The sequence below is a fragment of the Streptomyces sp. SID8374 genome (genome assembly GCF_009865135.1).
Lineage (GTDB): Bacteria > Actinomycetota > Actinomycetes > Streptomycetales > Streptomycetaceae > Streptomyces.
The window spans coordinates 575,478-602,472 of sequence record NZ_WWGH01000002.1 but is presented as its reverse complement, the minus strand read 5'-3'; the positions used below and the strand labels follow the sequence as shown (position 1 = coordinate 602,472).

At 70.5% G+C, this 26,995-nt stretch carries 26 protein-coding genes, 1 pseudogene and 1 riboswitch; of the genes and pseudogenes, 11 read left to right on the top strand and 16 right to left on the bottom strand.

Annotated features, from left to right (window positions below):
- Positions 1-386 precede the first annotated feature (386 nt).
- Complete coding sequence (locus GTY67_RS26445) at positions 387-878, top strand: NADAR family protein (RefSeq protein WP_343238812.1); 492 nt, start codon at positions 387-389, stop codon at positions 876-878.
- A 101-nt stretch (positions 879-979) separates the two neighbouring features.
- Here GTY67_RS26445 and GTY67_RS26440 read toward each other — a convergent pair whose 3' ends face one another.
- Entirely contained in the window at positions 980-1,672 is a 693-nt protein-coding gene (locus tag GTY67_RS26440; RefSeq protein WP_161280519.1) for a DUF4190 domain-containing protein, read from the bottom strand.
- 136 nt (positions 1,673-1,808) lie between these two features.
- Between GTY67_RS26440 and GTY67_RS26435 the strand changes: the two genes are divergently transcribed.
- The 3 genes and pseudogenes from GTY67_RS26435 to GTY67_RS26425 all read left to right on the top strand — a co-directional run bounded on the left by GTY67_RS26435 (position 1,809) and on the right by GTY67_RS26425 (position 4,487).
- Complete coding sequence (locus GTY67_RS26435) at positions 1,809-2,843, top strand: adenosine deaminase (protein WP_093686950.1); 1,035 nt, start codon at positions 1,809-1,811, stop codon at positions 2,841-2,843.
- Positions 2,844-2,911: 68 nt separating this feature from the next.
- Positions 2,912-3,625 (top strand): glycerophosphodiester phosphodiesterase, encoded by a 714-nt coding sequence (locus GTY67_RS26430; RefSeq protein WP_093686948.1) that lies wholly within the window; start codon positions 2,912-2,914, stop codon positions 3,623-3,625.
- Positions 3,626-3,635: 10 nt separating this feature from the next.
- Positions 3,636-4,487 (top strand): annotated as a pseudogene (locus GTY67_RS26425) (SAM-dependent methyltransferase).
- Position 4,488: 1 nt separating this feature from the next.
- On the opposite strand, the gene GTY67_RS26420 reads toward GTY67_RS26425, so the two are convergent.
- From GTY67_RS26420 to GTY67_RS26410, 3 genes are all read right to left on the bottom strand, one after another.
- Positions 4,489-5,025, bottom strand: coding sequence for a hypothetical protein (locus GTY67_RS26420; RefSeq protein WP_161280518.1), 537 nt, complete (start codon positions 5,023-5,025; stop codon positions 4,489-4,491).
- A 54-nt stretch (positions 5,026-5,079) separates the two neighbouring features.
- Positions 5,080-6,243: a spermidine/putrescine ABC transporter substrate-binding protein gene (locus tag GTY67_RS26415; RefSeq protein WP_161280517.1), complete on the bottom strand. Its 1,164-nt coding sequence runs from the start codon at positions 6,241-6,243 to the stop codon at positions 5,080-5,082.
- Positions 6,244-6,446: 203 nt separating this feature from the next.
- Complete coding sequence (locus GTY67_RS26410; protein ID WP_093686940.1) at positions 6,447-7,886, bottom strand: gamma-aminobutyraldehyde dehydrogenase; 1,440 nt, start codon at positions 7,884-7,886, stop codon at positions 6,447-6,449.
- A gap of 176 nt (positions 7,887-8,062) precedes the next feature.
- On the opposite strand from GTY67_RS26410, the gene GTY67_RS26405 reads away from it, so the two are divergent.
- The 4 genes from GTY67_RS26405 to GTY67_RS26390 all read left to right on the top strand — a co-directional run bounded on the left by GTY67_RS26405 (position 8,063) and on the right by GTY67_RS26390 (position 12,032).
- Complete coding sequence (locus GTY67_RS26405) at positions 8,063-8,554, top strand: Lrp/AsnC family transcriptional regulator (protein WP_030928325.1); 492 nt, start codon at positions 8,063-8,065, stop codon at positions 8,552-8,554.
- Positions 8,539-9,918, top strand: coding sequence for an aspartate aminotransferase family protein (locus tag GTY67_RS26400; protein ID WP_093686938.1), 1,380 nt, complete (start codon positions 8,539-8,541; stop codon positions 9,916-9,918). The genes GTY67_RS26405 and GTY67_RS26400 overlap by 16 nt, the downstream gene beginning before the upstream one ends.
- 231 nt (positions 9,919-10,149) lie before the next feature.
- Entirely contained in the window at positions 10,150-10,890 is a 741-nt protein-coding gene (locus GTY67_RS26395) for an ATP-binding cassette domain-containing protein (RefSeq protein WP_093686936.1), read from the top strand.
- Complete coding sequence (locus tag GTY67_RS26390; RefSeq protein WP_093686935.1) at positions 10,872-12,032, top strand: hypothetical protein; 1,161 nt, start codon at positions 10,872-10,874, stop codon at positions 12,030-12,032. Before GTY67_RS26395 ends, GTY67_RS26390 begins: the two co-directional genes overlap by 19 nt.
- A gap of 25 nt (positions 12,033-12,057) precedes the next feature.
- Here the strand turns inward: GTY67_RS26390 and GTY67_RS26385 are convergent, their stop codons facing one another.
- Positions 12,058-12,513 (bottom strand): SRPBCC domain-containing protein, encoded by a 456-nt coding sequence (locus tag GTY67_RS26385; protein WP_093686933.1) that lies wholly within the window; start codon positions 12,511-12,513, stop codon positions 12,058-12,060.
- A gap of 409 nt (positions 12,514-12,922) precedes the next feature.
- On the opposite strand from GTY67_RS26385, the gene GTY67_RS26380 reads away from it, so the two are divergent.
- A complete protein-coding gene (locus tag GTY67_RS26380) occupies positions 12,923-13,270 on the top strand; it encodes a hypothetical protein (protein ID WP_161280516.1) in 348 nt (115 codons plus the stop codon).
- Positions 13,271-13,579: 309 nt separating this feature from the next.
- Positions 13,580-14,200, top strand: a complete 621-nt coding sequence (locus GTY67_RS26375) for a hypothetical protein (RefSeq protein ID WP_343238768.1) — start codon at positions 13,580-13,582, stop codon at positions 14,198-14,200.
- Between the two features lie 86 nt (positions 14,201-14,286).
- On the opposite strand, the gene GTY67_RS26370 is transcribed toward GTY67_RS26375, so the two are convergent.
- From GTY67_RS26370 to rpsB, 9 genes are all read right to left on the bottom strand, one after another.
- Positions 14,287-15,309 (bottom strand): ABC transporter ATP-binding protein, encoded by a 1,023-nt coding sequence (locus tag GTY67_RS26370; RefSeq protein ID WP_161280514.1) that lies wholly within the window; start codon positions 15,307-15,309, stop codon positions 14,287-14,289.
- Positions 15,310-15,332: 23 nt separating this feature from the next.
- The gene (locus GTY67_RS26365; protein WP_161281602.1) at positions 15,333-16,946 is read right to left on the bottom strand and encodes an iron ABC transporter permease; all 1,614 of its coding nucleotides are present in this window, start codon (positions 16,944-16,946) and stop codon (positions 15,333-15,335) included.
- 53 nt (positions 16,947-16,999) lie between these two features.
- Positions 17,000-18,100, bottom strand: a complete 1,101-nt coding sequence (locus tag GTY67_RS26360; protein WP_161280513.1) for a thiamine ABC transporter substrate-binding protein — start codon at positions 18,098-18,100, stop codon at positions 17,000-17,002.
- Positions 18,101-18,182: 82 nt separating this feature from the next.
- Positions 18,183-18,299: riboswitch (TPP riboswitch) on the bottom strand.
- A 65-nt stretch (positions 18,300-18,364) separates the two neighbouring features.
- A complete protein-coding gene (gene rlmN / locus GTY67_RS26355; RefSeq protein WP_030569530.1) occupies positions 18,365-19,471 on the bottom strand; it encodes a 23S rRNA (adenine(2503)-C(2))-methyltransferase RlmN in 1,107 nt (368 codons plus the stop codon).
- 111 nt (positions 19,472-19,582) lie between these two features.
- Positions 19,583-20,668, bottom strand: coding sequence for a phosphatidate cytidylyltransferase (locus tag GTY67_RS26350; RefSeq protein WP_161280512.1), 1,086 nt, complete (start codon positions 20,666-20,668; stop codon positions 19,583-19,585).
- Positions 20,668-21,225, bottom strand: coding sequence for a ribosome recycling factor (gene frr / locus GTY67_RS26345; RefSeq protein ID WP_018509617.1), 558 nt, complete (start codon positions 21,223-21,225; stop codon positions 20,668-20,670). Before frr ends, GTY67_RS26350 begins: the two co-directional genes overlap by 1 nt.
- Before the next feature lie 116 nt (positions 21,226-21,341).
- A complete protein-coding gene (pyrH, locus tag GTY67_RS26340) occupies positions 21,342-22,115 on the bottom strand; it encodes a UMP kinase (protein WP_093686921.1) in 774 nt (257 codons plus the stop codon).
- Positions 22,116-22,276: 161 nt separating this feature from the next.
- A complete protein-coding gene (gene tsf, locus GTY67_RS26335; protein WP_093686919.1) occupies positions 22,277-23,113 on the bottom strand; it encodes a translation elongation factor Ts in 837 nt (278 codons plus the stop codon).
- 99 nt (positions 23,114-23,212) lie between these two features.
- Positions 23,213-24,139, bottom strand: coding sequence for a 30S ribosomal protein S2 (rpsB, locus tag GTY67_RS26330; protein ID WP_030569543.1), 927 nt, complete (start codon positions 24,137-24,139; stop codon positions 23,213-23,215).
- Positions 24,140-24,416: 277 nt separating this feature from the next.
- Between rpsB and GTY67_RS35190 the strand changes: the two genes are divergently transcribed.
- Positions 24,417-25,388: a M23 family metallopeptidase gene (locus GTY67_RS35190; RefSeq protein WP_237502926.1), complete on the top strand. Its 972-nt coding sequence runs from the start codon at positions 24,417-24,419 to the stop codon at positions 25,386-25,388.
- On the opposite strand, the gene GTY67_RS26320 is transcribed toward GTY67_RS35190, so the two are convergent.
- Entirely contained in the window at positions 25,339-25,896 is a 558-nt protein-coding gene (locus GTY67_RS26320) for a TetR/AcrR family transcriptional regulator (RefSeq protein WP_018488723.1), read from the bottom strand. The genes GTY67_RS35190 and GTY67_RS26320 overlap by 50 nt on opposite strands.
- Before the next feature lie 129 nt (positions 25,897-26,025).
- Complete coding sequence (gene whiG, locus GTY67_RS26315) at positions 26,026-26,862, bottom strand: RNA polymerase sigma factor WhiG (protein WP_026241016.1); 837 nt, start codon at positions 26,860-26,862, stop codon at positions 26,026-26,028.
- Positions 26,863-26,995: the final 133 nt, after the last annotated feature.

The following is a 26,995-nucleotide window of genomic DNA, read 5'->3' as shown; positions in this document are numbered from 1 at the left end:
CGTAGCCTCTTCGTGAATTGAGTGCCGATCCTGACAGAGGGGTTCAGGCCCAACAAGTGATTCCGTTGTTGCCTTTTGGTTACGCGACGGAATCTGTCGACCATGTGTCGTGTCGGTGCGGAAATCCCCGTACGGAGTGTCAGTGGCGGATGCCACACTCACATGCCATGGGACCGATCGATGAGCTTCTGACGGACGTGGCGCAGGGCAAGCGGGTGAAGTATCTGCCGTTCTGGGGTCACCGCCCGCGCCCGGACGGCCGGCTGGGGGTGAGGGCCTCCCTTGTGGACCGGGCCGGATCAAGGAGCGGGGTCCGGTGCGTGCAGCTGCAAGGCGGAGGAGGGAGTCAACGCGGAGCGTTGGTGACCGACGACAACGCCGCAGATGTGCGTGCCGGGGCCCGCAAGCCCGGCACGGTCCGCAAGGGAGGCCCCCACTGCCTGAGCCAGTGGTGGCCCTCGCCGTTCACGGTGGACGGCGTGACGTACGCGAGCGCCGAGCACTGGATGATGGCCGGCAAGGCCCGCCTCTTCGGCGATACGGAGGCGGAGCGGGCGGCCGTGGCGGCGAGCAGCCCGGCGGCGGCGAAGAAGGCCGGGCGGCTGGTGCGCGGCTTCGACGAGGACCTGTGGATACGGGAGCGGTTCGCCCTGGTCGTGGAGGGCAGCGCGCACAAGTTCGGGCAGGACCCGGAGCTGGCCGGCTATCTGCTGTCCACGGGCGACCGGGTGCTGGTGGAGGCGTCCCCGCTGGACCGGATCTGGGGGATCGGGCTGGCGGCGGACGACGAGCGGGTGGAGCGGCCGCGGGAGTGGCAGGGGCTGAATCTGCTGGGGTTCGCGCTGATGGAGGCGCGGGAGCGGCTGCGGGCGGTGTAACGGGCTGCGGGTTTTTCGCGCAACTGGTACGACAGCGCCGCCCGGTCCGGCGGGGAGTGGTCCCTGCCGGGGCGGGCGGCGGATGCGGTACGTCCCGGTGGCTAGCTGCGGCCCTCGATGACCAGCGACGTGGCGAACGGGTCGTCGTCGTAGGTGTCGTCGAAGCTGGAGTCACCGTTGGCGATGGCCCAGATGATGAAGCCGAGGAGCACGGAGCCGATCACGATGCCGATCGAGCCCGTGATGATCCCGGCGATCGCCATGCCCCGGTTGGTCGCCTCGCCGCGCTTGGCCCGGCCGAGGCCGATGATGCCGAAGATCAGCGCGAGGATGCCGAGGACGATGTTCACCCCGTACATGCAGAAGCCGACCACCGAGATGATGCCGAGCACCAGCGCGGCGGTGCCGAGGCCGTTGGAGGGCTGCGGCCCCCAGGGCTGCTGGCCGCCGTAGGGGTCGTACCCCGGATAGCCGGCGTACGGCTGCGCCGGGGGTGCCGGGTAGCCGTAGTGCGCGGTGCCGGGCGGCGCCTGGTGGCCGGGGCCGGCCGGGCCGACCGGCGGTGGCGGTACGGCCGAGGCCGGCGGGCCGAAACCGCCGCCCGCGGGTATCGGTCCGGTGGATTCCGGGGCCGGGCCCGCACTCGGCATCGACGTCACGGTCTGCTGGTCGTGGACGGTGGGCGGGGGCGGAGTGGGGGCGTCCTGCTTGCCCAGCTCCACCCTGCTCTCCGGCGGTGCCCACGGATCGCGCGGCGCGGCCCCGCCCCCGGGCTGCTCTGTGTTGTCTGACATGGGCCTCCCCCATCGTGATCCCGTCATGCTACGGCCCGGCTCCGCTCCACCTCACCCCGCCTACGATGATCGGTGCGGCCGGCCGGACACCCCCTGGGGCTCCGCCGCCGTACACGCCGAACCGGGAGAGAGACACATGACCGATCCGCACCCCTTCATCGCCGGGCTGCCCAAGGCCGAGCTCCATGTCCACCACGTCGGGTCCGCCTCGCCCCGGATCGTCGCCGAGCTGGCCGCCCGGCACCCGGATTCCAAGGTGCCGACCGACCCGGAGGCGCTGGCCGACTACTTCACCTTCACCGACTTCGCGCACTTCATCGAGGTCTACCTCTCGGTGGTGGACCTGATCCGCACGCCTGAGGATGTCCGGCTGCTCACCTTCGAGGTGGCCCGGGACATGGCGCGGCAGAACATCCGGTACGCGGAGCTGACCGTGACCCCGTTCAGCTCCACCCGGCGCGGGATCCCGGAGGTGGCCTTCATGGAGGCCATCGAGGACGCCCGCAAGTCCGCCGAGTCCGAGCTGGGCGTCATCCTGCGCTGGTGCTTCGACATCCCCGGCGAGGCGGGGCTCCAGGCCGCCGAGGAGACGGCCCGGCTCGCGGTGGAGCGGCGGCCCGAGGGGCTCGTCTCCTTCGGGCTCGGCGGGCCGGAGATCGGGGTGGAGCGCCCGCAGTTCAAGCCCTACTTCGACCGGGCCATCGCCGAGGGCCTCCGCTCGGTGCCGCACGCCGGGGAGACCACCGGACCGCAGACGATCTGGGACGCGCTCACCTCGCTGCGCGCCGAGCGCATCGGCCATGGCACCAGCTCCGTCCAGGACCCGAAGCTGCTGGAGCACCTCGCCGAGCACCGGATCGCCCTGGAGGTCTGCCCGACGTCGAACATCGCCACCCGCGCGGTGACCGACATCGAACTCCACCCGATCCGGGAGATGGTCCAAGCGGGCGTCCTGGTCACCGTCAACAGCGACGACCCGCCCATGTTCGGCACCGACCTGAACAACGAGTACGGCGTCGCCGCCCGGCTGCTGGGCCTCGACGAGCAGGGCATCGCCGGCCTCGCGAAGAACGCGGTGGAGGCCTCGTTCCTGGACCCGGCCGGCAAGCGGCGGCTGGCCGAGGAGATCGACGCGTACACGGCGAACTGGCTCCGGGGCCCCGCCCGCTGACCCGGACACGTACCCGGAAAACCGCCTCCGGCGCCCCGCCCGCTGACCCCGGTCGTCACAATGGCCCCATGGCCGACACCACCACCCGCTTCACCGCCGTGGGACACCGCGGCGACCCGTACCGGGCCCGCGAGAACACGCTGCCCTCGATCCGCTCCGCCCTCGACCGGGGGGCGGACGCGGTCGAGATCGACGTACGCGTCACCCGCGACGGGGTGCCCGTCCTCCTCCACGACGCGACGCTGGAGCGGCTCTGGGGCCATGACCGGCGCGTCGACCGGCTGACCCACCAGGAGGTGCTGGAGCTGACCGGCGGCGGGGTGCCGACCCTGGCCGAGGCGCTGGACGCCGCCGGGGAGCACCGGGTGATGGTGGACCTGCCCGGCTCCACGGACGCCTCGGTGAAGAAGATCGTCGCCACGGTCCTGGAGTGCGGGGCGGGCGAGCGGGCGTACTACTGCGCGAGCGCGGACGCGATGCTGCGGGTGCGGGCGGCGGACCCGGCCGCCGAGATCGCGCTGACCTGGACGACGCTCGCCCCGCCGCGTCCGGTGCTGCTGGAGGCGGTGAAGCCGCGCTGGCTGAACTACCGCTTCGGGCTGATCAGCCGTGAACTGGCCGACCGGGCGCACCGGGACGGGCTGCTGGTCTCCGCCTGGACGGCCGACACCAAGCGCACGATGCGCCGGCTGATGGAGCGGGGCGTCGACTCGATCACCACCAACCGCATCGACACCCTGCACAAGCTGCGTACCAACTCCCCTGCCCTTAGGGCTTCTTGATCGGTCCGGCATGATGGCCGGTGCCGTATCGCCGGACGGGTACCGAGGAGCAGCTGACGTGAGTGAGAACCGACCGCAGGCCGCGGCCCCCGCCCGGATACGTTCCGATGTCGCGCACAACGCCCGGGTCTGGAACTACTGGCTCGGCGGCAAGGACCACTACCCGGTGGACCGGGCGGTGGGCGACCAGGTGACCGGGATGTACCCGAGCATCGGTGAAGTGGCCCGCGCCGACCGGGCGTTCCTGGGCCGGGCGGTGCGGCATCTGGCCGGGGACGTGGGCGTCGACCAGTTCCTGGACATCGGCACCGGCCTGCCGACGGCCGACAACACGCACGAGATCGCCTAGCACACCGCCCCGCACGCCCGGGTCGTCTATGTCGACAACGATCCGATTGTGCTGGCCCATGCGCGGGGCCTGCTCAGCAGTTCGCTGGAGGGTGCCACCGAGTACGTCGACGCGGACGCCCACCACCCGGAGCGGATCCTGAAGGCGGCCGAACCCACGCTGGATCTGCGGCGGCCGGTCGCGGTGATGATGCTGGGCATCCTCAACTTCGTGCTGGACACGGACGAGGCCCGGTCCATCGTCCGTACGCTGATGGCGGCCGTGCCCTCCGGCAGCCACCTCGTCCTCACCCACCCGACGCTGGAGCTGGGCGGTGAGGGCAACGAGGCGGCGATGCGGTTCTGGAACGAGAACGCCACCCCGCCGATCACCGCCCGCAGCCGCGAGGAGGTCGCCTCGTTCCTGGACGGGCTGGACCTGCTGGAGCCGGGGATCGTCTCCTGCTCCCGCTGGCGTACGAACCCGCGGGAGCCGGAGGTGGCGCAGTTCGGCGTGGTGGCCCGGAAGCCGTGATTCAGGCGGCCGCGGGGGCGGGCGTGGCAGCGGGTGCCCGCTCCAGCACCTCCAGCCGCTTGATCATGCGGCGGACGATCAGCAGCGGGATGACGCCGAAGACCCCGAAGGACATGTCGATCACGGTCCACCAGAACGGGATGTCCCGGATGGGCCCGCAGATCAGGGCGAGCGGGATGATCCCGGCGCAGGCGATCATGCCGAACTCGATGACCCAGATGTTGCGGACCGGGTCGCGGTAGGGCCCGTAGAAGGCGACCGCGATGACCAGGTGGGCGAAGGCCAGCCAGTCGGTGCCGTACAGCATGAACGGCTGGTCCCGCGCGATGGTGTCGAGTCCTTCACGGACCCGGGTGATCCACTCCATCAGGCCGGGGAGGTGTTCGGGGACCGGGGAGGCGGAGGCCTTCAGCAGCTCCTCGGCCCAGCGGAGTTCGGTGACGAGCGGGAAGGCGGTGAGCCCGCTCAGGACCAGACAGACGATGAAGAGGACCAGCCACCTGCGTATCCCCCGTGTGAGGGCGTGTCTCTCGCTCATATCCGCAGCGTACGCCCGCATTTACGCGCTCTTCACGCTGCCCCTGGTAGGGGTTCACAACCCGACGATGGTGTTCCACTTCTTGGCGAAGTCCATCCGCTCCTCGGAGGTGATGTCGCGCGCGATCGCGAGCCGTTTGCGCATCGCGTCGTCGGGGAAGATCAGCGGGTCCTCGGCGAGCGCGGCGGTCTCCTCGTCCTTCGAGGAGGCGAGGACGTCACGGGCGGCGGGCACCGGGCAGACGTAGTTGACCCAGGTGGCGAGTTCGGCGGCGATCCCGGGGTCGTAGTAGTGGTCCACCAGCCGTTCCGCGTTGCGCTTGTGGCGGGCGAGGTTGGGGATCATCAGCGACTCCGCCCACAGCTCGGCGCCCTCCTCCGGGACGACGAACTCGATGTCCGGGTTGTCCGCCTGGAGCTGGATGACATCGCCGGAGTACGCCTGACAGGCCAGCACATCGCCGGTGGAGAGGTCCTTGATGTAGTCGTTGCCGGTGAAGCGGCGGATGTGCTGCGAGCGGACCCGCTTCTCGACGTGCTCGCACATCGTGTGGAAGTCGTCGGCCGTCCACCGGGTGATGTCGACGCCGTCGCCCTGCATCAGCAGCGCGAACGACTCGTCGAGTCCGGACAGCAGCGTCACCTTGCCGCGCAGGTCGCTCGCCCACAGGTCGTGGGTGGAGCGGATCTCGCGGCCGAGCTTCTTCCGGTTGTACGCGATGCCGGTGATCCCGGACTGCCAGGGGACACTGTGGCGGCGCCCCTCGTCGAACGCGGGTGAACGCAGCTGCGGATCCAGGTACTTGGCCACATTGGGCTGCTTGGCCCGGTCCATCTCCTGGACCCAGCCGAGCCGGACGAAGCGGGCGGCCATCCAGTCGCTGATGACGATCAGGTCCCGCCCGGTCTGCTGGCGGTTCATCAGGGCCGGGCTGATCTTCCCGAAGAACTCGTCGTTGTCGTTGATCTCCTCGGTGTACGTGACGGAGATCCCGGTCCGCTCGGTGAAGGCGTCCAGGGTGGGCCGCTTCGAGGTGTTCTCGTCGTCGGTGTCGATGTAGAGCGGCCAGTTGGCGAAGGTGAGGCGGTGGTCGGTCGCGGAGCTGTCGCGCCCCGCCCGCTCCCCCGGCTCCACGAAGGCGGCGGGCACCCCGCAGCCGGCCAGGCCGGCCCCGGCCGCCCCCGCCCCGAGGGCGCGCAGCAGGGAACGGCGGGACATGGGGTTCTTCGGGATCACTCGCACCCGCGCAGGATGCCCCTCGGCCACGGCGGCGGGCAATGGACCAAGCGTCCAGCGGGACGGGCCCGTTCCGCACACCCTGTACAGGGCCGGGCGTACGGGAGCGCGCGTACGGGGGCGGGCACACGGGAACGGCCCCGGGCGCGGAGCCCGGGGCCGTATCCGTACGACGTGCGCGGCGGTCAGTCCTCGATGGACGTCATGACGTGCTTGATCCGGGTGTAGTCCTCGAAGCCGTACGCCGAGAGGTCCTTGCCGTAGCCGGACTTCTTGAACCCGCCGTGCGGCATCTCCGCGACCAGCGGGATGTGGGTGTTGATCCACACGCAGCCGAAGTCGAGGTTCTTGGACATGCGCATGGCGCGGGAGTGGTTCGTGGTCCACACCGAGGAGGCGAGCGCGTACTCGACGCCGTTGGCGTACTCGACGGCCTGCTGCTCGTCGCTGAACGACTGGACCGTGATGACGGGCCCGAAGACCTCGTTCTGGATGATCTCGTCGTCCTGCTTGAGGCCGGAGACGACGGTCGGGGCGTAGAAGTAGCCCTTGTCGCCGACCCGGTGGCCGCCCGCCTCGACCTTGGCGTGGGCGGGGAGGCGGTCGATGAAGCCGCTGACCTGCTTGAGCTGGTTGGCGTTGTTGAGCGGCCCGTACGCCACGTCCTCGTCGTCCGGCTGCCCGGTCTTCGTGTCGGCGGCGGCCTTGGCGAGCGCGGTGACGAACTCGTCGTGGATGGACTCGTGGACCAGGACGCGGGTCGCGGCCGTACAGTCCTGGCCCGCGTTGAAGAAGCCCGCCTCCGAGACGCCCGACACGGTCTTGGCGATGTCGGCGTCCTCGAAGACGACGACGGGCGCCTTGCCGCCCAGCTCCAGGTGGACGCGCTTGACGTCCTTGGCGGCGGACTCGGCGACCTGGATGCCGGCCCGGACCGAACCGGTGATGGAGGCCATCGCCGGGGTCGGGTGCTCCACCATCGCGCGGCCGGTGTCCCGGTCGCCGCACAGGACGTTGAAGACCCCCTTGGGCAGGATCTGGCCCATGATCTCGGCCATCAGCACGGTGGAGGCGGGGGTGGTGTCGGACGGCTTGATCACGACGGTGTTGCCCGCGGCGAGCGCCGGGGCGAACTTCCATACGGCCATCATCATCGGGTAGTTCCACGGCGCGACCTGCGCGCATACGCCGACGGGCTCGCGGCGCACGATGGAGGTCAGGCCCTCCATGTACTCGCCGGCCGAGCGGCCCTCGAGCAGCCGGGCGGCCCCCGCGAAGAAGCGGATCTGGTCCACCATCGGCGGGATCTCTTCGCTGCGGGTGAGCCCGATCGGCTTGCCGGTGTTCTCCGACTCGGCGGCGATCAGGTCCTCCGCGCGCTCCTCGAAGGCGTCCGCGATCTTCAGCAGGGCCTTCTGGCGCTCGGCGGGCGTCGTGTCGCGCCAGGCCGGGAAGGCGGCCGCGGCGGCCTCCATGGCGGCATCGACATCGGCCTGGCCGGAGAGCGGCGAGGTCGCGTAGACCTCTTCCGTCACCGGGCTGACCACATCGATGGTCCGCCCGTCCGCGGCGTCCCGGAACTCCCCGTTGATGTAGTTGCGCAGACGGCGCACCTCGGTGGTCATGACCACCCCTCCTGTCGGCTGTCCGATGGGTGAGATGTCCACCCTAATCGTTCCGGTGACGCTTTCGACATAGGCAACCACCCCCAGCTTCGGATTCAGTCGGCTGGGAGCACTCACTCAACGAATTTCATCGATCTGGGGTTGCGAGACAGACGAGTGCGGTGCAGAGTGGATGTGTGGCCAGTCGCAGCGCAGACTCCAGGACCGGGAACGGATCGTCACCAGCGGTCGATGCCGTCTCCCTCGCAATCATCGAGCAGCTCCAGGAGGACGGACGCCGTCCGTACGCCGCGATCGGCAAGGCCGTCGGCCTCTCCGAAGCGGCTGTGCGCCAGCGCGTCCAGAAGCTTCTCGACCAGGGCGTGATGCAGATCGTCGCCGTGACGGACCCGCTCACCGTGGGGTTCCGGCGCCAGGCGATGGTCGGCATCAATGTCGAGGGCGACCTCGACCCGGTGGCCGAAGCCCTGTCGGCCATGGCCGAGTGCGAGTACGTGGTGATGACCGCGGGCTCCTTCGACCTGATGGTGGAGATCGTCTGCGAGGACGACGACCACCTGCTGGAGACGATCAACAAACGCATCCGGGCCATTCCCGGCGTGCGCTCCACCGAGAGCTTTGTTTACCTCAAGCTCAAGAAGCAGACCTACATGTGGGGAACCCGATAGCCGTGAGCAAGGACCTCAGCCGAACCGCGTACGACCACCTGTGGATGCACTTCACCCGCATGTCGGACTACGAGAACGCACCCGTTCCCACCATCGTGCGTGGCGAGGGAACCTACATCTTCGACGACAAGGGCAAGCGCTACCTCGACGGCCTCTCCGGCCTGTTCGTCGTCAACGCCGGCCACGGTCGTCACGAGCTCGCCGAGACGGCGTACAAGCAGGGCCAGGAGCTCGCCTTCTTCCCGGTGTGGTCCTACGCCCACCCGAAGGCCGTGGAGCTGGCCGAGCGCCTCGCCGACTACGCCCCGGGCGACCTCAACAAGGTCTTCTTCACCACCGGTGGCGGCGAGGCCGTCGAGACCGCCTGGAAGCTGGCCAAGCAGTACTTCAAGCTCAAGGGCCAGCCGACCAAGTACAAGGTCATCTCGCGTGCGGTCGCCTACCACGGCACCCCGCAGGGCGCCCTGTCCATCACCGGACTCCCCGCGCTCAAGGCCCCCTTCGAGCCGCTGGTCCCCGGCGCGCACAAGGTGCCGAACACCAACATCTACCGCGCCCCGCTCTTCGGCGACGACCCGGTGGCCTTCGGCCGCTGGGCCGCCGACCAGATCGAGCAGGAGATCCTCTTCGAGGGCCCGGAGACCGTCGCCGCGGTCTTCCTGGAGCCCGTGCAGAACGCGGGCGGCTGCTTCCCGCCGCCGCCCGGCTACTTCCAGCGGGTCCGCGAGATCTGCGACAAGTACGACGTGCTGCTCGTCTCCGACGAGGTCATCTGCGCCTTCGGCCGCCTCGGCACGATCTTCGCCTGCGACAAGTTCGGCTATGTGCCGGACATGATCACCTGCGCGAAGGGCATGACCTCCGGCTACTCCCCGATCGGTGCCTGCATCGTCTCGGACAAGATCGCCGAGCCGTTCTACCAGGGCGGCAACACCTTCCTGCACGGCTACACCTTCGGCGGCCACCCGGTCTCCGCGGCGGTCGGCCTCGCCAACCTGGACATCTTCGAGCGCGAGAACCTCACGCAGCACGTCCTGGACAACGAGAACGCCTTCCTCACCACGTTGCAGAAGCTGCACGACCTGCCGATCGTCGGCGACGTCCGCGGCAACGGCTTCTTCTACGGCATCGAGCTGGTGAAGGACAAGGCCACCAAGGAGACGTTCACCGACGAGGAGACCGAGCGCGTCCTGTACGGCTTCCTCTCCAAGGCGCTGTACGACAACGGCCTCTACTGCCGGGCCGACGACCGCGGCGACCCGGTCGTCCAGCTCGCGCCGCCGCTGATCTCGGACCAGTCGACGTTCGACGAGATCGAGGGCATCCTGCGGGCCGTGCTGACGGAGGCGTGGACGAAGCTCTGACCGTCCTGACCTGACCGCCCCGGTCTCCCCTGGGTGATCATCATTCAGCGGTCATTTCATACGGTCCATCCGGCCCGGATGCGCCTTTTCGAGTGAGAAGGGGAGCGTCCGGGCCGCGTGCTGTGCGTACTCACCGGTCCGACTATCTACGGTGCCCAGTGACCGATCGGCCGCGTCCTCGTTCCCCCGTACGGGGGAACGGGAAAACTCATCCGAACCGAGGTGTACGCCATGGTGGCCCCGCCGGACAACGACGTGATCTGGGCGCGTTCCCTGCACCACTCCCACAACGGATCGCCCGGTCTCGGCGGTGTCTCCGTCTCCGTCCGCGACGCCGAGATCCTGGCCGTGACCGGCCCGCGCGGCAGCGGGAAGACGACCCTGCTGCACTGTCTGTCGGGCCGGCTGGTGCCCGAGCAGGGCGAGGTCTGGTTCAACAGCGTCCCCGTGCACACGATGGCCCCCCGGGTGCGCGAGCAGCTGCGGAGGGAACGGTTCGGCTGGATCGGCGCCGACCCGGAGCTCGTTCCCGAGCTGACCACCTGGGAGAACGCGGCGCTGCCGCTCCTGCTGCGCGGCGCATCCCACCGGGCCGCGAAGAAGGCCGCCACCGAGTGGCTGGAGCGCATGGACATCGCCCCGCTGGCCAGGAAGCGCCCGCACGCCCTGCTCCAGGCCGAGCGCCAGCGGGTCTCCGTCGCCCGGGCCCTGTGCGGGCAGCCGACGGTGATCTTCGCCGACGAGCCCACCGCGACTCTGCACCGGGCCGAGCGCTCCCAGCTCCTGCGCACGCTGACCGCCGCGGCCCGCTCGCACGGCATCACGGTGGTCCTGGCCACGCATGACGCCGAGGTCGCCGCCCTCGCCGACCGGACCGTGCCCCTGCTGGACGGCCGCCGCGTCGCCACCGTCGCCCTGCCCGGCGTTCCCGCCGACACGGAGGGCAGCGCGGCGTGCTCGCTCTCCGTCTAGCCCGCGGTACCCACCCCCTCGTCCTGGTCCGGCGGCTCCTCGTGGCCGCCGCCTCCGCCGGTGTCGGCTTCCTCCTCCTCTGCTCCCTCGGGTACGCCGCCGCGCACCCCGCGTCCGCCGGTTCGGTGCTGCGGCTGCTGTGGTGCTTCATCCCGCTGGCCGCCACCGTGCAGTTCGCCGTCGCCGTCGCCCGTACGGATCCGAGCACCCGGCCCCGGCCCGGCCTCTCCTCGGTGGGGCTCGGCCCGGTGCGGCTCTCGGCACTGGCCGCGGTCTCGACCGCCGTCTCCACCACGCTCGGCTCCATGGTGGCGCTGCTCTTCTTCCTGCATCTGCGGGGCGATCTGACCGGGATGCCGTTCGACGGCGGCGCGGCGGAGTTCCTCGGCGCGGGCACCCCGTTGCCGCTGGCCGCCGCGTTGATGCTGCTGGCCCTCGTACCGGTGGCGTCGGCGACGGCGAGCGCGCTCGCGCTGCGGTCCCGGCCCGACCCCGCCCGGGACACCTTCGGCTCCGAGGAGCTGCCGGAGCCCGCCCCCGCGCCGAGCGGCCTCCCCTGGGGTGTGGCGCTGGTGGCCGTGGGGCTGGCGGTGGAGGCGTACGCGTCGCGGGACGGGGCCGGGAGCGCGTTCCCGCTGCCCGGCCGGTTCGAGGCGACCCCGGTGGCCGTGCTGGCGGGCTGGACGCTGACCGCGATCGGCCTGGCCGTGGCCGGTCCCGGCCTCACCTACCTGTGCGGGCGGGCGCTCCAGGCGGTACGCCCCGGTGCCGCGCGCCTGCTGGCGGGCCGGGTCCTGATGGACGAGGCGCGCCGGATCGGCCGCCCGCTCGGCATCGTCTGCGCGGTGTTCGCCGCGGTGATCGCCGCCTCGGTGCTGTACGGCGGCGACGAACGCCCCTGGGGACCGCTCACCGCACTGGGCGCGCTGCTGGTCCTCGGCTGTACGGCGGCGACGCTGCTGACCTCGGCCCTGGAGGCGAAGCAGGCCCGCGCCCACACGGCCGAGGCGCTGCTACGGATGGGCGCCCCGGCGTCCGTCCTGCGCACCGCGACCGCACTGCGGGCCGCCGCTCTGCTGGCTCTGTTCGCCCCGCTGACCTGGGTGATCGCGGAACTGGCGGCGCTACCGCTGGCGAAGTAGGCCGCGGGGGGTGGGTGGGGCTCGCTCACGGGTGGGTGGCGAGGCGGGCGGCGAGGGTGTCGAAGAATGCCTCCCAGCCGTCCTCCGCCGCCGCGTACTGCTCGGGCGTGAGGTTGCCGCCACGCTGCTGGAAGGCCAGCTCGGTGGTTCCGTGGCCGAGGTCGGTGAAGGTGACGGTGACGGTCTCGCCCTCCGCGTCCTCGGGGGCGGACCCGTCCTTGAGCGTGAGGACCAGGCCGTCGGGCTCGCTCACCTCGCGGTAGACCCCGTGGAAGGGCATCTCGACGCCCGGCATCACGATGACCAGGCTCCACGCCCCGCCGGGCCGTACGTCCATCGACACCCGGTCCAGCGGGACATCGGCCTCGCCGCCGTACCAGGCCGCGAAGTCCTCCGGTGACGTCCAGGCCGCGAAGACCCGCCGCTGCGGGGCGTCGAGCACACGGGTGAGGTCGATGCCTTCGCGGGTACCACCGTTCATGGTCTCGGTCCTCGTCTCGGGGTGGGGGTCGGAGCTGTGGGGGTCGGGGCTTGGGCCGGCGCTCGGCGGTCGGGACTTGGGGTACGTCTTCAGCTTGCCCGGACGGCCCGGTCCTGTCGCGCCAGTCAGGGGCTCAGCAGCCTTTCCAGGGTGGCGTACGCGCTGTCCCACCCCCACGCCTCGCGGACCCGGGCCCGCCCTTTCCGCCCCCATCGCGGCGGCGGCCTTACGGTCCCGCAACAGCCCGACGGGCCGGATCGTCGACGGCGCCCACGTCCCGCCCGTCCGCCAGCCGCTGACCGCGTCGGCCCTGTCGGTCCGGCTGACCTTCGACGGACACACCCTGACCATGACATGCCGGCTCTGGCCACTGCCCTGGGGACGCACCGGACGCGTACCGCTGTGCGACGTGATGGCCATCGAGGCGTGGGGGCGGCAGAAGGATCCCGGTGTGGACGGGAAGACGGTGACGTACTACCGGGTCTGTCGCTACGTGCGTGGTGAGCAGCGCTTACGGGACATCCGGATCAGGCGGCCCACGAGTGCCACGGCCGAGGGCTTCCGTCAGTTCATGGAAGTGGTGAACGAAGCGGTGGTGGATCATGCGCGCGGCATCATCGATGCCCGGGGGCCGGGGCGGCCACCGGTCCGGCGCACTGGGATGCCAGGTTCCAGGAGACGACCGCCCACGGGCTGCGCACGCTACCCCCTGGCCGATGGCACGCGCTTCGAGAAGCACACCCTGCTCCCCGGCTGAGCCTTGCCGAAGTCCGGCGCGCACGTACTCCATCAGCTACGCCCCCGCGACGGCGCCCTCCTCGAATGGCACCGCTTCCCGCACGAACCACCCGCTCCCCCGCCTCGGTTGAGCTGTGAGTGGTGCCCCCACGCCGTTGAGGCGCCCCCTGATCGCGCCGCTGCCGTACCGGCCGGACTTCGCGGCCATGTGGTCACAGATCCGTCACCACCGGAACATCTGGCTCTCAGAGGCAGGTAGCGCTGACTACGGTCGAACCCTTACGAACCATCCCAGGGGGGCGAGTTGAACACCCGCACACTCACCATCGTGCTCGCATGTATCGCCACAGCGGCCCTCGTCGGCTGCGACCCGGCCGATACGGAACCGACGCCGGATGCACCCGCCGCCACCCGGCCCACCACCGAGGCCCCTGCGGCGACACCGACCAAGGAGGCAGAGGAACCGGTCGAGACGAAGGCGGTGCCGAAGTTCGTCGGCATGGGTCTCCAGTCCGCCCAGGACGCGGCGCAGAAGGAGGGCTTCTCCGCGCTCACCTCGCACGACAGTGCCGGGCGAGGGCGCGCCCAGGCCTTCGATCGGAACTGGAAGGTCTGCTCTCAGAACGTCGCGGCCGGCAAGTCCGTCCCGACCGACACCACACTGGATTTCGGCGCCGTGAAACTGGAGGAGGACTGCCCGGCCGACGACGCGGAGGCTCCTGAGACGGCGGACGGGAAGATGCCGAGCCTGGTCGGGAAGTCGGTGAAGGTCGCCCGTAAGGCACTCGACTCCAGTACGTCGATCACCGTCACCGACGCGGCGCAGGACAGGATGGTCCTCATGGAGAGCAACTGGCGGGTGTGCACCCAGTCGCCCTCGCCGGGGGTTGCCTTGAACGGGCAGCCGGTCGAATTCACAGCGGTGAAGTTCGAGGAAGACTGCCCGTAGGCCCCGAGCCCCCCCCGCCGGTGGCGGGACTTTCAGGCGGCTTTCCGCTCGGAGCACGGCGCCTGCCAGCCGACAGCAGGCGCCACCTAGCCCCCCGCCAGCACCACCGTCTCCGCGGCGTCGAAGCGGACGCCCACCACCGCGCCCTCGTCCGGGGTGTCCCGCAGGGCGCACTCGGCCTCCAGCACCGGGGCGTTCTCCGGGGTCAGCCGTACGGTGACGTGGTTGCCGCGGAACGTGCGTACGCCGACCGTGCAGCGCAGCCCGTCCTTCTCGGCGCCGATCAGCACCCCGGCCGGGCGGACCAGCAGGTCGGCCTCGCCCTGGGGGGAGCCCTCGGGGACCGGGACCTTGCCCCAGGCGGTGGCGGCGGCCTGGCCGGTCACCGTTGCGGGGGTCACGTTGTCGAAGCCGAGGAAGCGGGCGACGAACGCGGAGGCGGGGCGCTGCCAGACGTCCAGGGGGCTGCCCTCCTGGGCGATCCGGCCGTCCCGCATCACCACCACCCGGTCGGCGAGCGCGAACGCCTCGCCCTGGTCGTGGGTGACGGCGAGCACCGTCGTACCCAACTCCTGGAAGAGGGTGCGCAGTTCGATGACGAGCCGTTCGCGCAGGCTGCGGTCCAGCTGGCCGAGGGGTTCGTCCAGCATCAGGAGCTTGGGGCGCGGGGCGAGGGCACGGGCGAGGGCGACGCGCTGCTGTTCGCCTCCGGAGAGGGCGGCGACGGCGCGGCGTTCGGCGCCGGGGAGGCCGACCAGGTCGAGGAGTTCGCGGACCCGGCGCTCGGACTCCGCCCGTCCGGTGCCGTGCATCCGCAGGCCGAAGGCGACGTTGGCGCCGACATCACGGTGCGGGAAGAGCTGGTGGTCCTGGAACATCAGGCCGAGGCCGCGCCGGTGGACCGGGACGCCGCTCTGGTCCTGGCCGGCCAGCAGCACCCGGCCGCCGTCCATGGGCTGGAGCCCGGCGACGGCCCTCAGCAGGGTGGACTTCCCGCTGCCGCTGGGGCCGAGCACGCAGACGATCCGGTGGTCGGCGACCTCCAGGTCGACCGCGTCCAGGGCCGTCCGCTTCCCGAACCGTACGGTGGCCGCTTGCAGGCTCAGCATGCGCGCAACTCCCCTGTCATCGTTCAGAACTCCCCGGATCGATCGGTGCGGATGCGTTCGAGGAGCAGCAGCGAGGCCGCGCACACCAGCATCAGGATGGTGCTGAGGGCCATCGCCTGCCCGTAGTTGAGCTCCCCGGACCGGCCCAGCAGCCGGGCGACCGCGACCGGCAGGGTCGGGTTGTCGGGCCGGGCGATGAAGACGGTGGCACCGAACTCCCCGAGCGACACGGCGAACGCGAACCCCGCCGCGACCAGCACCGCACGCCGCACCAGCGGCAGATCGACCTCGCGCCAGGCCCGCAGCGGGGAGGCCCCCAGTACGGCGGCGGCCTCGCGCAGCCGGTCGTCCACCGCGCGGAGCACGGGGAGCATGGTGCGTACGACGAAGGGGACGCCCACCAGCGCCTGGGCCAGCGGGACCAGGATCCAGGAGGTCCGCAGGTCCAGCGGCGGCTTGTCGAGGGTGATGAGGAAGCCGAAGCCGACGGTGACGGCGGAGACCCCGAGCGGCAGCATCAGCAGGGCGTCGAAGCCGCGTACGACCCGTCCCGCCCGCCGCGTCAGGGCGGCCGCCGCGAGTCCGCCGACGACCAGGGCGATGAGGGTGGCGACGAACGCGTAGCGCAGGGAGTTGCCGACCGCCTCCAGCGGCGGTACGAGGAAGGTGGAGCCGGTGCCGCCTGCCGACTGGAGGGCCTCGTAGTAGCCGAAGCCGTAACCCTCCGGTCCGTCGAACGAGCGCTCCACCAGCACGCCGAGGGGCAGCAGGATCAGCAGCAGCGCGGTGAGCAGCACCCCGCCGAGCAGCGCCCACTGTCCGGCGCCGCGCGGCCGGCGGGAGGTCTGGGCCGGGTCGACCAGCTTCAGCGCCCGCTCCCGGCGGCGTACGGTCACGGCGTGCAGGGCGAGGATCGCGCCGACTGCCACGAACTGGACCATGGTCAGCACGGCGGCCGTCGGCAGGTCGAGGAGCTGGGCGGTCTGGCGGTAGACCTCCACCTCCAGGGTCGAGTAGGCGGGGCCGCCGAGGATCTGCACGACGCCGAAGGAGGTGAACGTGAAGAGGAAGACCATCAGCGCGGCGGCGGCCACCGCCGGGCCGAGCGCGGGCAGCGTCACCCGCCGCCAGGCGGCGAACCGTCCGGCGCCCAGCACCCGGGCGGCCTCCTCCTGGCGCGGGTCCAGCTGGGACCAGAGGCCGCCGACGGTCCGGACGACCACCGCGTAGTTGAAGAAGACGTGGGCGAGCAGGATCGCCCACACCGTGGTGTCCAGCCGTACGCCCCACAGCTCGTCGAGGAAGCCGCCGCGCCCGAGCAGCGCCAGGAACGCGGTGCCGACGACGACGGTGGGCAGCACGAACGGCACAGTGACGACCGCCCGCAGCACCTGCTTCCCGGGGAAGTCGAAGCGCGCGAAGACGTACGCGCCGGGCAGGGCGATCAGCAGGGTGAGCGCGGTGGAGGCGAGGGCCTGCCAGGTGGTGAACCAGAGGACGTCGAGGATGTCCGGGCGGGACAGTACGTCGCCGATCCGCCCGAACTGCCAGACGCCGTCCGTCTTCAGCCCGCGTCCGACGATCGCGGAGACGGGGTAGGCGAAGAAGACGGCGAAGAACGCGACGGGCACGGCCATCAGGCCGAGCCGCACCGCCGCTCCGCGCCGCCCACCTCCGTCGGCGGTACCGGCTACTTCACGACGAGCGAGTGCCACGACTGGACCCACTGCTCACGGTTGGCGGCGATCTTCTCCGGGGCCACCGTGGCCGGCTTGTCGACCTTCTCGCCGAACTCCGTGAAGATCTCCGGCAGCTTCGCGTCCTTCACGACCGGGTTCACGAACATGTTCAGCGGCACGTCCTCCTGGAACGTCTTGCTGATCAGGAAGTCCAGCAGCGCCTTGCCGCCCGCCTCGTTCTTCGCGCCCTTCAGCAGCCCGGCGTACTCGGTCTGCCGGAAGCAGGTGCCGGTGGAGACGCCGGTGGGGGCCTCCTTGGGCTGCGGGTCGGCGTAGAGGACCTCGACGGGCGGGCTGGAGGCGTAGCTGACGACGAGCGGCCGGTCCGCCTTGGCCTTCCTGCCGCCCGCGGAGCCCGAGAACTCCTCGTTGTAGGCCTGCTCCCAGCCGTCGACGACCTTGACGCCGTTGGCCTTCAGCCTCTTCCAGTAGTCCTGGTAGCCGTCCTCGCCCCGGGAGGCGATGGTGCCGAGGAGGAAGCCGAGGCCGGGCGAGGAGGTGGCCGCGTTCTCGGTGACGAGGAGGTTCTTGTACGCGGGCTTCAGCAGGTCCTCGAAGGTCCGCGGCGGCGCGAGCTTCTTGTCGGCGAAGAACTTCTTGTCGTAGTTGACGCAGATGTCACCGGTGTCGACGGGCGTCACGCGGTGCTTGTCGTCCTGCTCGGTGCCTTCCAGGACCCGGTCCAGGCCCTTGGCCTCGTACGCGGTGAAGAGGCCGTTGTCGAGGGCGCGGGAGAGCAGGGTGTTGTCGACGCCGAAGAAGACGTCGCCGCGCGGGGAGCCCTTGGTGAGGATCTCCTGGTTGAGCGCGGCACCGGCGTCGCCGCTCTTGAGCAGCTGGACGGTGTAGCCGCTCTCCTTGGTGAACTGCTTCAGCACGTCTTCCGAGGCGTTGAAGGAGTCGTGGGTGACCAGGGTGACGGTCTTGGAGCCGCTGCCCTTGGACGCACCGGATCTGGCCGAGGTGTCGTCGGAGCCGCCGCAGCCCGCGAGAACGGTGACGCCGAGCGCCGCGGCGAGCGCGGTCGAGGCGTACTTCTTGGTGGTGCTCATGTGATTCCTCCTGGAGGTGACCAGGAAGAGACGCGGCCCCGCCCGCCACCGGGACGTACCGGAAGCGGGCAGGGCGCAACAGCTTGAGTAAGGTCCGAACTTCCTACCCGGAATGACCCGGGCGAGGTTCAGAGGGTCTGCGGCCAACCTGTCCTTGGTGCCGCACTCTCAGCGCTGTGGCGCTCCCCTGTCGGAATATGAAGTTGATTTCGCGCCCAGGCTACACCGGCGGATTTCGGCCGGTCGGCCAAGGTCACCGGCCCCTCAGCGCTCGGAGGCCGCCAGCTGCCCGCAGGCCCCGTCGATCTCCTGACCGCGGGTGTCCCGGACGGTGACCGGCACCCCGTGGGCCGCGATGGCCTCGACGAACGCCTTCTCGTCCTCGGGGCGCGAGGCGGTCCACTTGGAGCCGGGCGTCGGGTTCAGCGGGATCAGGTTGACGTGGACCCGCTTGCCCTTGAGCAGCCGGCCGAGGAGGTCGCCGCGCCAGGCCTGGTCGTTGATGTCCCGGATGAGGGCGTACTCGATGGAGATGCGGCGGCCGGACTTCTCCGCGTACTCCCAGGCGGCGTCCAGCACCTCGCGTACGTTCCACCGGGTGTTGACGGGGACGAGGGTGTCGCGCAGCTCGTCGTCCGGGGCGTGCAGCGAGACGGCGAGGCGGCACTTGAAGCCCTCGTCGGAGAAGCGCAGCATCGCCGGGACGAGGCCGACGGTGGAGACGGTGATCCCGCGCTGCGAGAGGCCGAGGCCATCGGGCTCGGGGTCGGTGAGCCGGCGGATCGCGCCGACGACACGGTTGTAGTTGGCGAGCGGCTCGCCCATGCCCATGAAGACGATGTTGGAGAGCCGGGCCGGGCCGCCGGGGACCTCGCCGTCGCGCAGGGCGCGCATGCCGTCGACGATCTGGTGCACGATCTCGGCGGTCGACAGGTTGCGGTCGAGGCCGGCCTGCCCGGTGGCGCAGAACGGGCAGTTCATCCCGCACCCTGCCTGGGAGGAGATGCACATCGTGACGCGCTCCGGGTAGCGCATCAGGACGGACTCGACGAGCGTCCCGTCGTGCAGCTTCCACAGCGTCTTACGGGTGGTGTCGTCGTCACAGCTGATGTGGCGGACCACGGACATCAGGTCGGGGAACAGCGCCTCGGCGAGCTTCTCCCGGGACCCGGCGGGGATGTTGGTCCACTGCTCCGGGTCGTGCGCGTACCGCGCGAAGTAGTGCTGCGAAAGCTGCTGGGCGCGGAACGGCTTCTCGCCGGTCGCGGCGACCGCTTCCTTGCGCTCGGCGGGCGTGAGGTCGGCGAGGTGCCGCGGGGGCTTCTTGGCTCCGCGGGGCGCGACGAAAGTGAGTTCTCCGGGCTTAGGCATGGTTCATCCAGTGTCGCAGACAGACGGGTGAGGGCCCGCCGCCCTGTGGACGACGGACCCTCACTCGTGGAACGTGCAGGTGGGACGTGGTGCGCGGCCTGAAAAGGACGCTCAGCCGGAGCCGACGAACAGCACCAGCAGCAGCCAGACCACCGGCGCGGTCGGCAGCAGCGAGTCCAGCCGGTCCATGATGCCGCCGTGTCCGGGGAGCAGGGTTCCCATGTCCTTGATCCCGAGGTCCCGCTTGATCATGGACTCGCCCAGGTCACCGAGGGTGGCGCTGACGGCGACCGCCAGACCGAGGAGCAGGCCCTGCCACCAGGCCCCGCCGTCGATCAGGAACTCCATGCACAGGGCACCGGCGACCATGGCGAAGGAGACGGCACCGAGCAGGCCCTCGCGGGTCTTGCCGGGACTGATGCGGGGGGCGAGCTTGTGGGTGCCGAAGCGCCAGCCGACCGCGTACGCCCCGGTGTCGCTGACGACGGTGAGGACGAGGAAGACGAGGACCCGCCAGTGCCCGTCGTCCGCCGTGAGCATCATGGCGACGAAGGTGGCCAGGAACGGGACGTAGAACGCGGCGAAGACGCCCGCCGTGACGTCCTTGAGGTATCCCTCGGGCGGCTCGGTCATCCGCCAGACCAGCACCGCCAGGGCGGTCAGGGCCATGGCGACCCAGGCCCCCTCCGCGCCGCGCGCGTAGCCGGCGACGACCATCGCGGCGCCGCCGACGGCCAGCGGGATCAGGGGCGCCTTGATGCCCTTCTGCTCCTGGAGGCGGGAGGTCAGCTCCCAGAGGCCGACGACGACGGCGAGGGCGATCACGCCGACGAAGACGGCCTTCACGATGAACAGCGAGGTGACGATGACGGCACCGAGCCCCACACCGACCCCTATGGCGGCGCGCAGATCACGCCCCGCACGCTTCTTCTGCGGCGGGGACGGCAGCGGGGTGGACATGGGCTCCTGCGGCATCTCGTCACGGAACAGGGGGCCGCTGACGTGCGCGGCGTCCCCGTCCCGGCCGTCGCGGCTGGCTGCGTCTCTACCTGCGTCGGGAACGTCCGGCACGTTGGGCATGGGCCGAGTCTGCTGGGCTTCCCGCACATCGTAGGCGGGACCCGCCGAGGCGACCCCCATCTCGGGGGCACCCCGGTAACCGGCTCCCTGCGGTGCGCCCCAGGAAGAGTCGTTCATCAGACTTCGAGCAGCTCGGCTTCCTTGTGCTTGAGCAGCTCGTCCACCTGCGCGACGTACTTCGCGGTGGTGTCGTCGAGCTCCTTCTCGGCGCGGCGCACCTCGTCCTCGCCGGACTCCTTGTCCTTGACGAGCTTGTCGAGGGCTTCCTTGGCCTTGCGGCGGATGGAGCGGATCGAGATCTTGGAGTCCTCGGCCTTGGTCTTGGCGACCTTGATGTACTCCTTGCGGCGGTCCTGGGTGAGCTCGGGGAACGTCACCCGGATGATGTTGCCGTCGTTGCTCGGGTTGACGCCGAGGTCGGAGTCGCGGATCGCCTGCTCGATGTTGCGCAGTGCGGTCTTGTCGAACGGCGTCACGACGGCCATCCGCGGCTCGGGAACCGAGAACGAGGCCAGCTGGTTGATCGGGGTCAGCGCGCCGTAGTAGTCGGCGACGATCTTGTTGAACATCGCCGGGTGCGCGCGGCCGGTACGGATCGCCGCGAAGTCCTCTTTCGCGACGACAACGGCCTTCTCCATCTTCTCCTCGGCCTCGAGGAGGATTTCTTCGATCACCACGTGCTCCTGCGTGTCTTGAGCGGACCCGTCACCGACGGGCCCTGCGGGTCCTGCGTCGCGTCCTCACCTGCACGGTGTCCGACCGGCAGGCCGTTGTCCATCCTGGGGGGCCGTCAGGCCCGGGTGCTCTCGTCGCTGACGAGCGTGCCGATCTTCTCACCCTTGACCGCGCGGGCGATATTGCCCTCGGCGGTCAGCTCGAAGACGAGGATCGGAAGCTTGTTGTCACGGCAGAGCGTGATGGCGGTGGCATCGGCGACCTTCAGGTCGCGCGTGATGACCTCGCCGTACTCCAGCGCGTCGAACTTCACCGCGTCGGGGTTGGCCTTCGGGTCGGAGTCGTAGACCCCGTCCACGCCGTTCTTCCCCATGAGCAGCGCCTCGGCGTCGATCTCCAGGGCGCGCTGGGCGGCGGTGGTGTCGGTGGAGAAGTACGGCATGCCCATGCCGGCGCCGAAGATGACGACGCGCCCCTTCTCCAGGTGCCGCACGGCGCGGAGCGGGATGTACGGCTCGGCGACCTGGCCCATGGTGATGGCGGTCTGGACGCGCGAGTCGATGCCCTCCTTCTCCAGGAAGTCCTGGAGCGCCAGGCAGTTCATGACGGTGCCGAGCATGCCCATGTAGTCGGACCGGGCCCGGTCCATGCCGCGCTGCTGGAGCTCGGCACCGCGGAAGAAGTTGCCTCCCCCGATGACCACCGCGATCTCCGCGCCGTCGCGTACGACGGCGGCGATCTCGCGGGCGATGGTGTGCACGACGTCGGGGTCGACGCCGAGGCCGCCGCCGCCGGCGAAGGCCTCGCCGGAGAGCTTCAGCATGAAGCGCCCGGAAAACTTGTCGTCGCGCTTGTCGTCGGCCTGATTGGCGTCCGCGCCCTTGTCCATGGAAATTCTCCTCGTGCACATACGAAGAAGGCCATTGCCGGTGGGTCTGGTGTCCCTACAGCGGCAATGGCCTCCTCGTCAGATCTGCGGTCGTCCGGCGTGGGTGCGGCCGTCGACTGCACCAGACCCTATCGGGTCCGGTGCTGTTCGCCCGGACGGACTCAGATGCCGACCTTGATGCGCGAGAAGCGCTTCAGGGTGACACCGGCCTCGTCCAGGACCTTCTGGACGGACTTCTTGGCGTCCAGCGCGTACGGCTGGCCGAGGAGGGTGGCCTCCTTGAAGAAGCCGTTGACGCGACCCTCGACGATCTTCGGGAGGGCGGCCTCGGGCTTGCCCTCGGCGCGGGTGGTCTCCTCGGCGACGCGGCGCTCGGCCTCGACGACCTCGGCCGGGACGTCCTCACGGGAGAGGTACTTCGGGGCGAAGGCGGCGATGTGCTGGGCAATGCCCTTGGCCAGCTCGGCGTCGGCCTTGTCCAGCTCGACCAGGACACCGATCTGCGGGGGCAGGTCGGGCATGGTGCGGTGCATGTACACGGAGACGAAGGCGCCGGTGAACTGCGCGAAGCGGTCCAGGACGATCTTCTCGCCGAGGTTGGCGTTGGCCTCGTCGACGTACGCCTGCACGGTCTTGCCGGGCTCGATCTCCGAGGCGAGCAGCGCCTGGATGTCGGCCGGGGAGGTGGCGGCGACGTGCGCGGCCAGCGCGTTGGCGACGGCCTGGAACTTGTCACCCTTGGCGACGAAGTCCGTCTCGCACTTCAGCTCGAGCAGGACGCCGGACGTCTTGTCGTCGGAGACGAGGGAGACGACGGCACCGTTCTCGGCGGAGCGGCCCTCGCGCTTGGCGACGCCCTTCTGGCCCTTGATACGGAGCGCCTCGACGGCCTTGTCGACGTTGCCGTCGGCCTCGTCGAGTGCCTTCTTGCAGTCCATCATGCCGGCGCCGGTGAGCTCACGGAGCTTCTTGACGTCAGCGGCGGTGTAGTTCGCCATGAGTCTGTATGTCTCTTTCGAAGTCTGAAAGATCTACGGGTGAACGGCGGGGGCGGCGCTTGTGGCGCCGGCCCCCGCCGTCAGCAGCCGTGACGGGTGTCAGGCCTGCTCGGCGTCCGCGTCGGCGGCGGGAGCCTCGGCAGCGGCCTCGGCCTCGGCGACGGCCTCGGCCGGCTTCTCGGCGTCGGCGACCTTCTCGGTCTCGGCGGAGGACTGGACCTCGGCGGCAGCCGCGGTCTCGTCCTTCTTGTCGCCCTCGAGCAGGTCGCGCTCCCACTCGGCCAGCGGCTCGCCGGCGGCCTTCTCGCCCGGCTTCGAGTCACCGGTGGCGGCACCGGAACGGGCGATGAGGCCCTCGGCGACGGCGTCGGCGATCACGCGGGTGAGCAGGGTGACGGAGCGGATCGCGTCGTCGTTGCCCGGAATCTTGTAGTCGACCTCGTCGGGGTCGCAGTTGGTGTCGAGGATCGCGACGACCGGGATGTGGAGCTTGCGCGCCTCACCGACGGCGATGTGCTCCTTCTTGGTGTCGACGATCCAGACGGCGCTGGGCACCTTCTGCATCTCGCGGATACCACCGAGGGTCTTCTCCAGCTTGGCCTTCTCACGCGAGAGGACCAGGAGCTCCTTCTTGGTGAGGCCGGAGGCGGCCACGTCCTCGAAGTCGATGAGCTCCAGCTCCTTCAGACGCTGAAGGCGCTTGTAGACGGTGGAGAAGTTGGTGAGCATGCCACCGAGCCAACGCTGGTTGACGTACGGCATGCCGACGCGCGTCGCCTGCTCGGCGATGGCCTCCTGGGCCTGCTTCTTCGTACCCACGAACATGATGGAGCCGCCGTGGGCGACGGTCTCCTTGACGAACTCGTAGGCGCGGTCGATGTACGACAGCGACTGGAGCAGGTCGATGATGTAGATGCCGTTGCGCTCGGTGAAGATGAAGCGCTTCATCTTCGGGTTCCAGCGACGGGTCTGGTGACCGAAGTGGACGCCGCTTTCCAGCAGCTCCCGCATCGTGACGACGGCCATGGCCGTACTCCTTGAGGTGCTCGGTTATCGCGACCGCAGGTTTGCGCTCGCGCCTGACGCCCCGACGCGCCGTGCCACGAGGGACCGAGGGGCGCGGCCACCATCTCGGAAGAGGGAGGTGGCGGGGCGTGCGAAGTCGACCCGGTGACCCGGATCGCCACAAGAAGTGTACGGGACCCGCTGAGTGCCGGGTGACGGCGATATCCACAACCGGGGAGTAGTCCACAGGGGCGGTCCATGATCCCCGGAATCCGGCCGTCCGGGGGAGCGTTGGTCCATGCGATTCCTGAGCCTGTCACCTCGTACGCCCGGCCCGCTCCGGTGGCGCGTGCCGATGTTCCTGCTGGTCGTGGCCCTGGTGGCGGCGCTACCGAAGGCGCCAGGCGGGCTGTCGGCCGGAGTGCGGCTGCTGCCTGCTGCTGGGGCCGAGGAGGTGCGGACGACTGCGGGGGCGGGTGCTGACGAGGAGGAGCCTCCGGTGGCGGGCGGGCCGGACGGGGACGGTCAGGGCGCTGTGGCTGGCGCGGACGCCGAGGGCGCTGAGCGCTCTGAAGGCTCTGAGGACACCGAAGACAGCGAGGACACCGAGGACACCGGCGGGACGTTCGCGGAGCTGGACGGGGGGCCTGTCTGGCCGCTGGCCGGGAGACCTGCGGTGTTACGGGGGTGGGATCCGCCCGCCACCCCGTACGGGCCCGGCCACCGCGGCGCCGACCTGGCGGCCCGGCCGGGCGACGCGGTCCTGGCCGCCGCCACCGGCCGGGTCTCGTTCGCGGGGCGGGTGGCCGGGCGCGGGGTGCTCGTCGTCGAGTTGGCCGGGAGCGGGGCGCCGCCGCTGCGCACGACGTACGAGCCGGTGCGGGCGCTGGTGGACAGGGGCGACCAGGTCGTCGCGGGGCAGCCGGTCGGGGTGCTGGAGGCGGGGCCGTTCCACTGCGCCTCGGGCTGTCTGCACTGGGGGCTGCGGCGGGGCGAGGCGTACCTCAACCCGCTCACGCTGCTGCCGCCCGGCCTTCTGCGGCGCGGCCCGTCACGGCTGCTGCCGGTGTTCGGTGTGCCGGAACCGGGCGCGGGACCGGGCGGGGTGCCGGAACCGGGCGGGGTACCGGGACCGGGCGGGACACTGGCACCGGAAGGCGTGGCTGAACCGGAAGGGGTGCCCGGGCCAGAAGGGGCGGCGGCGCCGCGGGCCGCCGTGCTCAGCCGCGTACGCCGCGCAGGATCATCGCGACGGCGGTGTCCGCGATGACACCCGGCTCCTCCGCCACGCTCAACTCGATACGGCGCACGGCGGCGTCCACCGAGCCTTGGAGGAGCATCGCGGCGAGCCTCGGCTGGGTGTGGCCGAGGTCGCCCAGCGCTTCGACGATCATGGCGATCAGCCCGCCGTGCGCGGCCCGGATCTTCTCCCGGGCGCCGGCGTCCAGCTCGCTCGCGGAGATCGCGACGACCGCCCGGTGGCGGCGGTCCCCGACAAGGTCGAGTTGGCGGCGCACATACGCCTCGATCTTCGCCTCGGGGGTCTCGGCGCGCTCCATCGCGTTCTCGACCTCGGCCGCCCAGACGGGGAAGTCGACGGCGCAGAGCTCCTCGACGACGGCGGCGCGGGAGCGGAAGTACTCGTACACGGAGGACCGGGCAAGGCCCGTGCGCTCGGCGAGTGCGGGGAAGGTCAGCGCCTCCGTACCGCCCTCGGACAGCAGGGAGCGCGCGGCGTCCAGGAGGGCGCCGCGCTGCATGGTCCGGTGCTCGGCCACGGAGGCCGCTCGAATCCTGGGCACGTATCCACTCTACGGCGGCGGCTGCCGGAGGGAAGGGCAGAGCGTCGGTCCGGGTGGCCGGAGGGAAAGGATCGGCCTCGGTCGGAGTGGCCGGAAGGCGGACTTTCAGCGACCGGCGTCGGCCAGTTTGGCCCGGAGCTGGAGGACGGATTTGGTGTGGATCTGGCTGACCCGGCTCTCCGTGACACCGAGGACGTTACCGATCTCCGCGAGGGTCAGGCCCTCGTAGTAGTAGAGGGTCACCACGGTCTTCTCGCGGTCGGGGAGCGTGTTGATGGCGCGCGCGAGCAGCCGTCTGAGCTCGCGGTCCTCGGCGACCTCCACCGGGTTGTCGGCGGCGGTGTCCTCCAGGGTGTCCATCAGGCTCAGCCGGTCGCCGCCCTCCCCGCCGACGTGCAGCAGCTCCTCCAGGGCGACCACATTGGCCAGCGACAACTGGCTGAAAACCGCGTGCAGTTCCTCCAGGGCGATGCCCATCTCCGAGGCGACCTCGGACTCGGACGGGGTGCGCCGCAGCTGCGCCTCCAGCGTGGCGTAGGCGCGCTCCACGTTCCGCGCCTTCTGCCGTACGGAGCGGGGGATCCAGTCGAGTGCCCGCAGTTCGTCGATCATCGCGCCGCGGATCCTGGTGATCGCGTACGTCTCGAACTTGATGGCCCGTTCGATGTCGAACTTCTCGATGGCGTCGATCAGTCCGAAGACTCCGGAGGAGACGAAGTCCGCCTGCTCCACGTTGGACGGCAGCCCCACACTCACCCGGCCCGCGACGTACTTGACGAGCGGCGAGTAGTGCAGGATCAGCTGCTCCCGCAGCCGCTCGTCGCCGGTGGTCTTGTAGGAGCGCCACAGTTCGTCGAGGGAGGAGGGGGCGGGAGGGCGCACAGTGCCACGCGCAACCGGTGGTACTGCCGCGCGGTCAGACCCGGAGGTGTGCTGGGGCATGTGGTGCCTTGAGCCGTTCTGCCGTGAAGTGCTGGGGGACTTTTGTCTGGGGCGGAATCCTTGTGAGCGTAGCGTGACTGCGGTGTCGCAGTCCGCACAGGAGCGGAGATCCGGGCTGCGTGATTGCGTTCTG